An 11,843-nucleotide genomic window follows, 5' to 3' on the forward strand; every position below is an offset into this window, starting at 1 on the left:
CCGAGAAAGCCCATGAGCACCTCCCTTTCCCTGACCCCCGCGCGCAAGCCTATCGCGCCGTTGGCGGCTTTTATCATCCTGGTGGCGGGTGCTGTATTCCTGCAAAACAGCGTCGGCTCGCGCCAGGTGCTGTTGCTGGTGGTCGGCGCCGCATTGGGCTTGACCCTGTACCACGCCGCTTTCGGATTCACGTCGGCCTGGCGCGTATTTATCAATGATCGACGCGGCGCCGGTTTGCGCGCACAGATGGTCATGCTGGCAGTGGCGGTGTTGCTGTTCTTCCCGGCGCTGGGAGCGGGCACGTTGTTCGGGCAGCCGGTGGTCGGGCTGGTGGCACCGGCTGGGGTGTCGGTGGTGTTCGGGGCGTTTATCTTTGGTATCGGCATGCAGTTGGGCGGCGGTTGTGCGTCCGGCACGCTGTTCACCGTGGGCGGCGGCAATGCGCGCATGCTGGTGACGCTGCTGTTTTTTATCTGCGGTTCGCTGATTGCCACGCACCATGTGGATTGGTGGTTCGCGTTGCCGGCGTTCCCGGCGGTGTCCATCGTCAAGAGCTTCGGCGTGTTGCCGGCCATGATTCTGAGCCTGGCCGTGTTCGCGGTCATCGCACTGGTCACCGTGCGTTTGGAGAAGGGCCGTCACGGCCAGCTTGAACCCGGCGTGAGCAGCGAGCACATCGGCCTGCGCCGCTTCCTGCGCGGGCCTTGGCCATTGGTGTGGGGGGCAATCGGTTTGGCGCTGCTTAACTATGCGACGCTGGCGCTGGCCGGGCGGCCATGGGGCATTACCTCGGCGTTCGCGCTATGGGGCGCCAAAGTGGCCAGCGGCTTGGGTGTGGACGTGGCCAGTTGGGCGTTCTGGCAAATGCCGGGCAATGCCAAAGCCCTGGCAGCGCCCGTGTGGGAAGACATCACCAGCGTGATGGACATCGGCATCGTTCTCGGCGCGCTGTTGGCCGCGGGCCTGGCCGGGCGTTTTGCCCCAAGCCTGAAAATCCCGGCACGTTCGCTGGTGGCCGCAGTGATCGGTGGTTTGCTGCTGGGCTATGGCTCGCGCCTGGCCTACGGCTGCAACATCGGCGCGTACTTCAGCGGCATCGCCTCCGGCAGCCTGCATGGCTGGGTGTGGTTGGTGGCAGCGTTTATCGGTAACAGCGTCGGTGTGCGCCTGCGGCCGTTCTTCTTCGCAGGCGAGCGACCGCAGGTGGCCTTGAGCGGTTGCTGAACCCCAACGACCTATAAGGCAGGCCCATGATCAGAGAACTGAGAACCTTCGTAAGCGCCGCCCGCCGTGGCACTTTCGCCGCCGCCGGGCAGCAGGTGGGGCTGACGCAATCGGCGGTGAGTGCGCAGATCAAACACCTCGAGGACGCCCTGGGCGTCAAGCTGTTCGACCGCACCGGTCGCTCCGCCACGCTCAATGCGGCCGGGCAGCGCGCGGTGCCGCTGGCGGAGGAGATCCTCGATATTTTCTCGCGCATGGGCACGCCCGATAGCGCCAACAACTTTCAGGGTTCGCTGCGCATCGGCGCCATCGGCAGTGTGCAAACCGGCCTCCTGCCCCAGGCGCTGGTTGCGCTTAAACGGCGTGCGCCGTTTATCGAGGTCAGCCTGGTGCCGGGGGTTTCGCTCAACCTGCTCAGCCAGGTGGATGCCGGTGAGCTGGACCTGGCGATCATGATCCACCCGCCGTTCAACCTGCCCAAGGACCTGAATATCGAAGTGATCGCCCGCGAACCCTTTGTGCTGATTACCGCCAAGGACGTGCAGGGCGACGACCCGCTGCAGATCCTGCGCGAGCAACCCTTCGTGCGGTATGACCGTGGCTCGTTCGGCGGGCGCCAGGTCACGCAGTTTCTCAAGGAACACAAGATCCAGACCCGGCAGGCGCTGGAACTCGACGAGCTGGACGCCATCGTCAAGATGGTACGCAGCGGCCTCGGCGTGTCGCTGGTGCCCCTGGCCGGCCTGTGGCTGGAACACGGCAGTGACGTGCGGGTTTTGCGATTGGACAAGCTCACGTTCTACCGTGAAATCGTGCTGCTGACCAAGTACACCCAGCGCCAATTGCCGCTCTTCGAATTATTCAGGGCGTGCGTCATCGAAGTGCTGGATGCGCCGAAGTAGGGCGCGAGCATCGAAATTATTGAGGCTCAGGGCGAAGGATATCCGCTTTATCCGTGGGGCTTTCTGGTGAAGAATCGGGTTCTAACCAAACAGAACCTGCAGGTAGCCACCGTGAGCCTTTCTCCCTTTCACCTAGCGATTCCCGTCTACGACCTGGCCGCCGCGCGTCACTTCTACGGCGATGTGTTTGGCCTTTCGGAAGGTCGCTCCAGTGCGCAATGGGTCGACTTCGATTTCTACGGCCACCAACTGGTGATTCACGAGCACCCCAAGACGCAATCCCAGGAATCGGTGCACTCCAACCCCGTGGACGGCCACGCTGTGCCGGTGCCGCATTTCGGCGTCATCCTGCAATGGGACCAGTGGGAAGCCTTGGCCGATCGGCTGCGCGCGCGGGAAACCCAGTTTGTGATCGAACCCTACATCCGCTTCAAGGGTGAGGTAGGCGAGCAGGCCACCATGTTCCTGTTCGACCCGTGCGGCAACGCCCTGGAGTTTAAGGCGTTCAAGGACATGGGCCAGCTGTTCGCCAAGTAATTGCTCACCGTGCGCAAACGTCCCAGGGTGATTTTCGCCGCTGAGCCGGTATGTCTGAATCGGTCCTGAAGTGGTCCGGCACCTGCCTGTCGCTCATCGGCGCGGGTGCTTACCATGGCTGCATCAACCGCTGTGATGCAAGCCACAAGGACCTGTCATGAACCATAAAGCCCTTATCGTTATCGATGTGCAGCATTCGTTCCGTCATTCTGCTTACTGGTCCGAAAATGACCTGCCGTTGTTCCTGGAAAAACAGCAAGCGCTGATCGATGGGTGTGTTCAACAGGGCATCCCGGTGATACAAGTCTTCCATGTTGAAGACCAAGGGCACTTTTCGATGGCATCGGGCAATGTCAAAACCTTGAGTGAGTTGTCGATCAACCCCGACCTGATCATTCACAAGCGCTTTCACAGCGCCTTCGCCGGCACGCCGTTGGCTGCACGGCTTACGGAGATGGGCGTGAGCGCGCTGATCATCAGTGGCATCCGCACCGAACAGTGCTGCGAAACCACCACCCGGCAGGCGTCGGACAGCGGTTTTGCGGTGGATTTTGTCAGCGAGGCGACCCTGACCTTCCCGATGACCCACGCACGCAGTGGCCGCGAGTACAGCGCCGCCGAGATTCGTGAGCGTACCGAACTGGTGCTGGAGGAGCGCTTTGCGCGCATCGTCACCGTCGCCCAGGCGCTGGAGCGTTGAACCCGTGAGCGTGCCGGTGCTGTTCGTGCTGTTGCCCAATGTGCTGATGCTGGACTTGGCCGGCCCCGCCGAGGTGCTGCGCCTGGCCGCGCAGAGCGAGGACCCTGCGGCTCTCGACTTCGACTTGCAGTACGTCAGCCCGGTGCCGTCCCTGCAAACCTCGATTGGCTTGCCGCTGGCCGGCTTGGCGCCCCTGCCGCCAAGCCTGGCACCCGGCACGCTGGTGGTGTTGGTCGGCTCCACGTCAAAGGTGAGCAAGGCGCAGCAGCAGGCGTTCGAGTCGGCCAGCGACACTTTGACCCAATGGCTGCAAAGCGTGTTTGCAGCGTCGGGCCAGCGGCTGGTTTGCGTGTGCGCCGGCGCATTAAGTGCCGCCCGCGCGGGGTTGCTCGATGGCCGCCAGTGCACCACCCACCACGCGCTGTGCGAGGCATTGCAGGCCCTGGCGCCCAAGGCCCGCGTGTTGGAAAACCGGCTGTATGTGACGGACGGCCCGGTCAGTTGCAGCGCCGGTGTCACGGCGGGCATCGACCTGATGCTGCACCTGCTCGCCGAGTTGGCCGGGCCACGCCTGGCCTGCAGCGTGGCGCGCGACATGGTGGTGTACATGCGCCGCAGCGGCGCCGACCCGCAGCTCTCAGCCTGGATCACCGGTCGCAACCACCTGCACCCGGCCGTGCACCGAGTGCAGGACGCCATCACCGCGGCGCCCTGTGAAGCCTGGACCGTCACACGCATGGCCGAACTGGCGTGCACCAGCAGCCGACACCTGGCGCGGCTGTTCCACGAACACGTTGGCATCAGCCCGCTGGATTACCTGCACACGCTGCGTATCACCGTGGCCCGTGAACTGCTCATGGCGTCGAGCCTGGACATGGAAACCGTCGCCGAGCGCGCAGGCTTTGGGTCAGCCCGGCACCTGCGGCGTATCTGGAGCAAATATGAGGTGGGGACGCCTTCAAGCGGACGTGTCGGCGCCGCTGGTTGAGGCTTGATCGGCCTCGGCTTCGAGTTTGGCGCGGTCTGCCTTGCTGATGTACTTGTCTTTGCTTTTCGGCGCCAGTTTGGCGCTGGCCTTCTTGGCTTTAGCCTTGAAGAGCTGCTTTAGTTTTTTCTGGCGGTTCATGTGTCGGTGCCTGATGGGTGAAGGCCCGGATGATATCAGGTTAAAAACCTGGGTCGCTTTTTAGCGTCAATCTGTGCATTGAACACCCTGGGGTTTTACCAATAATCGGGCCGTGAATTCAGCACAAACGGAAAACACCGATGAGCCTCCACACCCGCACCAAACGCCTCACCGTCCCGCAACTGGTCGCCATGAAGGGCCAGCAGAAAATCGTCTCCCTCACCGCGTACTCCAGCGCCATCGCCAAGCTGATCGACCCGCTGGTCGACTTCATTCTGGTGGGTGATTCCACGGCGATGGTCGGCTACGGCCGGGCCTCGACCTTGAGCATGCAGCTGGAAGAAATCATCGGCCACACCCGCGCCGTGGTCGACAGCACGCGCCTGGCCTGCGTCATTGCCGACATGCCCTTTGGCAGTTATCAGGAATCCAACGAGCAAGCGTTTCGCAACTGCGCCCAAGTGCTGGCGCGCACTGGTTGCGATGCGCTGAAGCTGGAGGCCAACGTGGCGTTGGCGGGCACCGTCGAGTTTCTGGTGGCGCGTGGCATTCCAGTGATGGCCCATGTGGGGTTGATGCCGCAGTTCGTCAACGTGATGGGTGGGTTCAAGGCCCAAGGGCTCACGGCCGAAACCGGCGCAGTGATTGCCGCAGATGCCCGTGCCAATCTGGAGGCGGGCGCCTTCAGCCTGTTGCTCGAAGGTGTGGCCGAAGGCGTCGCGCGGCAGATCACCCTGGATTCAAAGATGCCCACCATCGGCATTGGCGCTTCACCGGCCTGCGATGGCCAAGTGTTGGTGACCGAAGACCTGTTGGGCCTGGGCGGCGAACACCTGCCGCGCTTCGTCAAACAGTACGCAGATGTAGGCGCGGTGATTCGCGATGCCTGCGAGCGGTTTGCCGACGATGTGCGCCATGGCCGTTTCCCTGATGCGCGGCATTGCTACGGGCTTTGATCGATCGCCTCGGCCAATCGCTTCACGGCCTGGGCGATATCCTTGCTCCAGTCGAGGGTGTAGCTCAGGCGCAGGTGTTGCGGCCAGGCGCCATGCTGGCTGAACAGCTCGCCAGGGGCGATGACGATGCGTTGGGCCAGCAGGCGCTCAAATACCTGACGCATATCCACCGCATGCGGTGCTTGCAGCCAGAAGCTGGCGCCGCCTTGGGGCGCGATCACCTGCCAATGTTCCTCCAGCAAGGCTTTCATGCCGGTCATGCGCTCCAGCAGCAGCGCCCGCAGCGCTTTTAAATGCGCGTCGATACGCTTGGAGGTGAGCAGCTTGGCGATCGCCTTTTGCCGGATCGGTGACAGGCGAAACCCACGCTCCAGAAACACCCGCTGCAATTGCGGCGCGTGCCCGTGGCACACCACATAGCCATACGGCGCTTCCGAGCCGATGACTTTATCGAAGGTCGAAAACACCAGCAGCTTCTGCAGGTCGGCGAAGTCGCGATAACGCGGCGGCGGCGCTTCGAAATACAACTCGCCGTAAGTGTCGTTTTCGAACAGCCAGATAGCCCGCGCCGCCAGCCAGCGGCAGATCTGCTGCTTGTCCTGTGCCGGCATCACGCCGCCCTGGGGGATATTCACCGTCGACGACAGCACCGCCAGGCGAATCGGCTCACGCATCAGCACGCCTTCCAGCGCCGCCAGGTCGAAACGCCCGTGGGCGTCGAGCGGCATTTCGATCACGCGAATCTTCGCCGCTTGCAACTGGCGCAAAATCGCCCACGAACACGGTGACTCCACCAGCGCCACGGTGCCGCACAGGTCCAGAGCATTAAGTGCCGCATCCAGCACGCTGTGCAAGTCCGCGCCGATATACACCTGGTCGGCCTGCCAGTAGCGGTCGGCGGATTGGGTGTAGTGCTCGGCCAACGCGGCACGCAACTCGGGCTCACCGAAGGGTAAGTAAAGCGGCGCGAGAGAGCGTGGGTGCTGGCGGGTCAGTTCACGCTCAAGCATCAGCAGCGGGTTTTCCAGCGACAACAGCATGGCCGGTGCATCGCTGCTCAAGGCAAGCATTCCCGGCTGGCGGGCATTGGCAAACACCTGGTCGAGCAGGTTGGTTTCAGTTGTTACCCGTGCAGGCATGGCCCTCGTGAAATAACCCTGTTTGGGCCGCGCGTAGATCCGCCCTTCATCCTCAAGCAAGGCGTAGGCGTACTTGGTGGTCGACACCGATACGCCAAGGCGCTCGGCCAATTGGCGCAGGGACGGCAGTTTGCGTTCGCCTGACAACGGGCTGGCGTCGATCAACTCGACGAGGTAGCGGTAGACCGTCTGATAGGCAAAGCCGGCGTCTTTGGGTTTATCCATGGTCCTTTGAGCTGCGCAAAACAGAGTGGGAAGAGAGCCTGGCAGTATCACTCAAGGCGATCTTATTTGCGCGCGTCTCGGGCTGAACAGCCCATGGCTCGGCCCATTGGATTTGAGGCAACCCATCATGAACAGGGCTAAAGGTTTAGTGAAATCGTTTCATTATCTCTTGCTCTATAGCCAGCATAGACTCCACCTTAATTATTGAAACTGTAAAGACTTGAGTCAAACGTCGGCGTGTTGCTAAAAGGCAAGCAGTGAACTCAAGTCTGTCTCAACTTTTAAGGTGTCAGGTGGTCATGGATAACGCGTTTGAATTTACGATTAAGAGTGTTTGTTTTGACGAGCACTATCGCCCCTCCGAAAACACGCGCACCACCACTAACTTTGCTAATTTGGCCAGGGGCGAGCGTCGTCAGGAAAACTTGCGCAATACCTTGACGATGATTAATAACCGCTTCAATGCCTTGGCGCATTGGGATAACGCTGGCGGTGATCGGTATGCGCTCGAACTCGAGATTGTTTCGGCTGAAATGCAGATCGGTGTTGAAGGCAATGGGCAGGCCATTCCGCTGATTGAAGTGTTGAAAACCACGATTGTGGACCGCAAAACCAATGAGCGCCTTGAGGGCATCGTCGGCAATAATTTTTCTTCGTATGTACGCGACTATGACTTTAGCGTGGTGTTGTTGGGCCACAACAGAGGCCAGGCTGAATTCAGCACGCCCGATAATTTTGGCGACCTGCATGGCAAGCTGTTCAAGTGCTTTGTGAATTCAGCGGCGTACAGGCAGCACTTTAAGAAGTCGCCCGTCATCTGCCTGAGCGTTTCGAATACCAAGACCTATCACCGGACTGAAAACCAGCACCCGGTATTGGGCGTTGAGTACCAGCAGGATGAGTATTCGCTGACCGATGAGTACTTCAAGAAGATGGGCTTGAAGGTGCGCTATTTTATGCCGCCCAACAGTGTTGCACCCTTGGCATTTTATTTTTTCGGTGACGTGCTGAGTGATTACACGACGCTTGAACTTATCAGCACCATTAGCACGATGGACACCTTTCAAAAGATTTACCGGCCTGAAATTTACAATGCCAATTCTGTCGCCGGAAAACGCTACCAACCCAGTTTGAAGCATCAGGATTATTCATTAACACGCATTGTTTATGATCGAGAGGAACGTGGTCGGCTGGCGATTGAGCAGGGCAGGTTTGTTGAGGAAAATTTCATCAAGCCCTATCACGCTGTGCTTGAACAGTGGTCCGCGCAATACGCCGCTTGACTCATCAAACTTACAAGGTTGTGCCTGTCATGAAAAAGTTATTACCCACTTCTACAGCTGGCAGCTTGCCAAAACCGGCCTGGCTTGCTGAGCCCGAGACGCTGTGGTCACCCTGGAAGTTGCAAGGTGACGAATTAATTGAAGGCAAGCAAGATGCCTTGCGCTTGGCATTGCAAGAGCAGCAAGACGCCGGGATTGATATCGTCAGTGATGGCGAGCAAACCCGCCAACACTTTGTCACCACGTTTATCGAACACCTGAGCGGTGTTGATTTCGAGAAGCGTGAAACCGTCAGGATTCGTGATCGCTATGACGCGAGCGTGCCGACGGTTGTAGGCGCCGTTGCGCGCCCAAAGCCGGTGTTTGTCGAAGACGCCAGGTTCTTGCGCCAGCAAACCAACCAGCCGATCAAATGGGCGCTGCCAGGCCCCATGACCATGATCGATACGCTGTATGACAACCACTATAAAAGCCGCGAAAAACTCGCGTGGGAATTCGCCAAGATCCTCAACGAAGAAGCCCGGGAACTGGAAGCGGCGGGCGTCGACATTATTCAGTTTGATGAACCGGCCTTTAACGTGTTCTTTGACGAGGTGAATGACTGGGGCGTCGCCACCCTGGAACGGGCCATTGAAGGCCTTAAATGCGAAACGGCGGTGCATATCTGTTATGGCTATGGCATCAAGGCCAACACCGATTGGAAAAAGACCCTGGGGTCGGAGTGGCGGCAATATGAAGAAGCCTTCCCCAAGCTACAGAAATCCAGCATCGATATCATTTCGCTGGAATGTCACAACTCCCATGTCCCCATGGACCTGATTGAGCTCATTCGTGGCAAAAAAGTCATGGTTGGGGCCATTGATGTGGCAAACCACACCATTGAAACGCCCGAAGAAGTGGCCAATACCCTGCGCAAAGCCCTTCAGTTTGTCGATGCCGACAAGCTTTATCCGTGCACCAACTGTGGCATGGCGCCCTTGCCTCGCCGCGTGGCAAGGGGCAAGTTGAATGCGTTGAGTGCTGGCGCAGAGATCGTTCGAAGAGAGCTCAATAACGCGCGTTGAGCCACCATTGGAAGGGGTGTACCAAGTTGCACTCCCTGTTCAGGATTTACCATGTCATTTCCCACTACGACGGTCGAGCCACTGAGCTTTCGCGAAGCGCTCGGGCACTACGCGTCCGGTATTACGGTGATTACCTCGCACCTGGATGACGAGCCGGTCGGCTTCACGTGTCAGTCGTTCTACAGCGTGTCGATGAGCCCACCGCTGGTGTCATTCAGCGTAATGTCCAATTCGGCCAGCTACCCCAAGATTCGCCAGGCCGGTCGATTCGTGGTCAATATCCTGTCGGGTGAGCAGGCCGGGATTTCCAACCAATTCGCCCGCCGCGGCACAGACAAATGGCACGGCGTGCAATGGCAGCACTCGCCTTTGGGTAATCCGATCATTGCCGGCAGCCTGCACTGGCTGGATTGCGAAATTCACGCCGAACACGCCGCCGGTGACCACCTGATCGTGATTGGTGAAGTAAAGGCGTTAAGTCTGCGAGCAGCGGCTGCGGCGAAGCCCTTGCTGTATTTCAAGGGGCAGTATTGCAACATCGCCGCACAGGGCGTGGTTCACGGGTAGGTAAAGGTGTGGTTAATAATGTAAGTGCCTAGCGTGTTCGTACGCGCTGTCACCCAGGCAACGGTCATACCGCGTTTTATTTGATCGTCAAGTTCTGATCGGGTTGTGCACAGTTCGATATCGCGCTCAGTGTGTAGATCCTTGATCCATAAGCCCGCCTCGCAACGACTATATTTCCCATAAGCCGGTCCCGGAAACCTGATTTCATAGACGGATTTATAGTGGATTACTTCGCCAGGCAGCAGGTAGACGCACACGGCATAACTATTCAGGAGGAAAACGAATCCAAGGCTGAAGCCCCCTAAAAACTTGTTAGTCGAAGACATATTAGTGCTGTTGGGCGGGCGATTGCGTTCGGGCCTGAACGCACAATAGAGGCCTGTCACAACGCCGAATACCACATAGGTCGTCCATTCAGGAATCCATGCCATCAAGATGGTTTGCCTGGCAACCCGAGAGGCCCAGCCCATGTAAAACATCCATGCCCCAAGGACGAGAAGCACTAATATCAACGCCGCTATTCTTTTGAATTGTCTCCCGAGTGAGGGGTGTTTCATTGTTTTTTTTGCTCGGTTCGTTGGTCGGCTGGGTAGCGTTGAGTGAACACCGGTGTGTTCAACCGATCAATCCACTCAAGCAAAATACCATCTAACCGGGCGCGACGACGCCCACTACTTCTCTGTGCGGCGCCGCAGCAACGAGTGACTTAGCTTCGTAAAAACTCAAGCAAATCCGCGTTGATGACATCCGCATTCGTCGTCGGCATCCCATGGGGAAACCCTGCATAGGTCTTCAACGTGCCATTCTTCAACAGTTTTGCCGACAACGGCCCGGAATCTTCATACGGCACAATCTGGTCATCATCGCCGTGCATCACCAGCACGGGGATCGTGATGCGCCGCAAAGCCTCAGTAAAGTCCGTTTGCGAAAACGCCACAATCCCGTCGTAGTGGGCGATTGCGCAACCCATCATGCCTTGTCGCCACCAGTTCTGGATCACGCCTTCCGACGGTTTGGCACCCGGCCGGTTGTAGCCATAAAAAGGCCCCGATGGTACGTCGCGATAGAACTGCGCACGGTTGGCTTTGAGCTGCGCCTGCATGTCGTCGAACACCGACTTGGGCAAGCCGCCTGGATTGCTCGGTGTTTGCAGCATCAACGGTGGCACGGCGCTGATGATGGCGGCTTTGGATACGCGGTCTTCGCCGTGGCGGGCAATGTAGTGAATGACTTCGCCACCGCCGGTGGAGTGGCCCACATGGGCGGCGCCCTGTACACCAAGGTGGTTGACCACGGCGGCGACGTCGTCGACGTAGTGGTCCATGTCGTGGCCGTCCCAGACCTGGCTGGAGCGGCCATGGCCGCGGCGGTCGTGGGCGACGACGCGGTAACCGTTAGCCAGGAAGAACAGCATCTGCGCATCCCAGTCATCGGCGCTCAGTGGCCAGCCGTGGTGGAAGAAGACCACCGGGGCATCGCGTGGGCCCCAGTCTTTGTAAAAGATCTCAACGCCGTCCTGCGTAGTGACATACCCCATGTTCATCTCTCCAAAGTGATTGATCGGCCATCAACAGCAACGTGTTGATCGTGACCGGTTGAACAAAGTGCGGCTCAACCGATGGGCGGCCACGCTTGGCTGCCTGATCACTTGAGGTTTACAGTCCGCCTCAAGGTCAATGTGCGCGCGGAGTGGAACATGAGAATAGGCGAACTGGCGAAACTCAGCGGCTTGGCGCCATCGCGCATCCGTTTCTACGAAGCGAGCGGCCTGATCAAGTCGGTCACGCGCAAGGCCAACGGTTATCGGGACTATGCGCCGGAGGCAGCGGGGATGTTGCAACTGATCACGGGCGCACAGGCGGCAGGGTTTTCCCTGGAAGAAATCCGCCAATTGCTGCCGATGAACGCCGGCGGCTGGCAGCATGAGGCGTTGCTCGGTGGGCTCAAGCGCAAGGTCGAGGAAATCGAGCTGCTGCAGCAACGCCTGGCGCAGAATAAGGCCCAGTTGCTGCGGGTGATTGACGGCATCGAAGGCAAGCCTGAGGGCGTGGCGTGTGCGGACAATGCGCAGTTGTTGCTCAACCGCCTGCAGGATGAGCGCGAGAAAGCCGTGCATTGAC

13 protein-coding genes are annotated in these 11,843 nt (G+C 59.3%); 10 read left to right on the forward strand and 3 right to left on the reverse strand.

Annotated features, from left to right (window positions below; all coding sequences use genetic code 11):
* Window positions 1–12: 12 nt before the first annotated feature.
* The 5 genes from AB4P96_RS11510 to AB4P96_RS11530 all read left to right on the forward strand — a co-directional run bounded on the left by AB4P96_RS11510 (window position 13) and on the right by AB4P96_RS11530 (window position 4,351).
* Complete coding sequence (locus AB4P96_RS11510; protein WP_017136992.1) at window positions 13–1,224, forward strand: YeeE/YedE family protein; 1,212 nt, start codon at window positions 13–15, stop codon at window positions 1,222–1,224.
* A gap of 26 nt (window positions 1,225–1,250) precedes the next feature.
* Window positions 1,251–2,126, forward strand: a complete 876-nt coding sequence (locus AB4P96_RS11515) for a LysR family transcriptional regulator (protein ID WP_099548951.1) — start codon at window positions 1,251–1,253, stop codon at window positions 2,124–2,126.
* Between the two features lie 111 nt (window positions 2,127–2,237).
* The gene (locus tag AB4P96_RS11520) at window positions 2,238–2,663 is read left to right on the forward strand and encodes a VOC family protein (protein WP_026013706.1); all 426 of its coding nucleotides are present in this window, start codon (window positions 2,238–2,240) and stop codon (window positions 2,661–2,663) included.
* Window positions 2,664–2,820: 157 nt separating this feature from the next.
* The gene (locus AB4P96_RS11525; RefSeq protein WP_170037882.1) at window positions 2,821–3,363 is read left to right on the forward strand and encodes a cysteine hydrolase family protein; all 543 of its coding nucleotides are present in this window, start codon (window positions 2,821–2,823) and stop codon (window positions 3,361–3,363) included.
* A gap of 4 nt (window positions 3,364–3,367) precedes the next feature.
* The gene (locus tag AB4P96_RS11530; RefSeq protein ID WP_017136987.1) at window positions 3,368–4,351 is read left to right on the forward strand and encodes a GlxA family transcriptional regulator; all 984 of its coding nucleotides are present in this window, start codon (window positions 3,368–3,370) and stop codon (window positions 4,349–4,351) included.
* Here the strand turns inward: AB4P96_RS11530 and AB4P96_RS11535 are convergent.
* Window positions 4,322–4,489 carry a DUF2986 domain-containing protein gene (locus AB4P96_RS11535; protein WP_395600783.1) on the reverse strand — a complete coding sequence of 56 codons (168 nt, stop codon included), beginning with the start codon at window positions 4,487–4,489 and terminating at the stop codon, window positions 4,322–4,324. The two genes, AB4P96_RS11530 and AB4P96_RS11535, sit on opposite strands and share 30 nt — an antisense overlap.
* 140 nt (window positions 4,490–4,629) lie before the next feature.
* Between AB4P96_RS11535 and panB the strand changes: the two genes are divergently transcribed.
* Window positions 4,630–5,445, forward strand: a complete 816-nt coding sequence (panB, locus tag AB4P96_RS11540; protein ID WP_395600784.1) for a 3-methyl-2-oxobutanoate hydroxymethyltransferase — start codon at window positions 4,630–4,632, stop codon at window positions 5,443–5,445.
* Here the strand turns inward: panB and AB4P96_RS11545 are convergent.
* Window positions 5,433–6,809, reverse strand: a complete 1,377-nt coding sequence (locus tag AB4P96_RS11545; RefSeq protein WP_395600785.1) for a PLP-dependent aminotransferase family protein — start codon at window positions 6,807–6,809, stop codon at window positions 5,433–5,435. The two genes, panB and AB4P96_RS11545, sit on opposite strands and share 13 nt — an antisense overlap.
* 299 nt (window positions 6,810–7,108) lie before the next feature.
* Here AB4P96_RS11545 and AB4P96_RS11550 point away from each other — a divergent pair, with 299 nt between their 5' ends.
* Genes AB4P96_RS11550 through AB4P96_RS11560 form a run of 3 tightly spaced genes read left to right on the forward strand, consistent with a single transcriptional unit; the run spans window position 7,109 to window position 9,723 of the window.
* Window positions 7,109–8,092, forward strand: a complete 984-nt coding sequence (locus AB4P96_RS11550; RefSeq protein ID WP_236460819.1) for a DUF1852 domain-containing protein — start codon at window positions 7,109–7,111, stop codon at window positions 8,090–8,092.
* A gap of 29 nt (window positions 8,093–8,121) precedes the next feature.
* Window positions 8,122–9,156, forward strand: a complete 1,035-nt coding sequence (locus AB4P96_RS11555; RefSeq protein ID WP_017136982.1) for a methionine synthase — start codon at window positions 8,122–8,124, stop codon at window positions 9,154–9,156.
* A 51-nt stretch (window positions 9,157–9,207) separates the two neighbouring features.
* On the forward strand, window positions 9,208–9,723 hold the full coding sequence (locus tag AB4P96_RS11560; RefSeq protein ID WP_017136981.1) for a flavin reductase family protein: 516 nt from the start codon (window positions 9,208–9,210) through the stop codon (window positions 9,721–9,723).
* 706 nt (window positions 9,724–10,429) lie between these two features.
* Here the strand turns inward: AB4P96_RS11560 and AB4P96_RS11565 are convergent.
* Window positions 10,430–11,260 carry an alpha/beta fold hydrolase gene (locus AB4P96_RS11565; RefSeq protein WP_236446951.1) on the reverse strand — a complete coding sequence of 277 codons (831 nt, stop codon included), beginning with the start codon at window positions 11,258–11,260 and terminating at the stop codon, window positions 10,430–10,432.
* A gap of 159 nt (window positions 11,261–11,419) precedes the next feature.
* Here AB4P96_RS11565 and AB4P96_RS11570 point away from each other — a divergent pair, with 159 nt between their 5' ends.
* The gene (locus tag AB4P96_RS11570; protein ID WP_395600786.1) at window positions 11,420–11,842 is read left to right on the forward strand and encodes a MerR family transcriptional regulator; all 423 of its coding nucleotides are present in this window, start codon (window positions 11,420–11,422) and stop codon (window positions 11,840–11,842) included.
* Window position 11,843 lies beyond the last annotated feature (1 nt).

The organism is Pseudomonas sp. B19125, from assembly GCF_044218855.1.
Classification (GTDB): domain Bacteria; phylum Pseudomonadota; class Gammaproteobacteria; order Pseudomonadales; family Pseudomonadaceae; genus Aquipseudomonas; species Aquipseudomonas edaphica.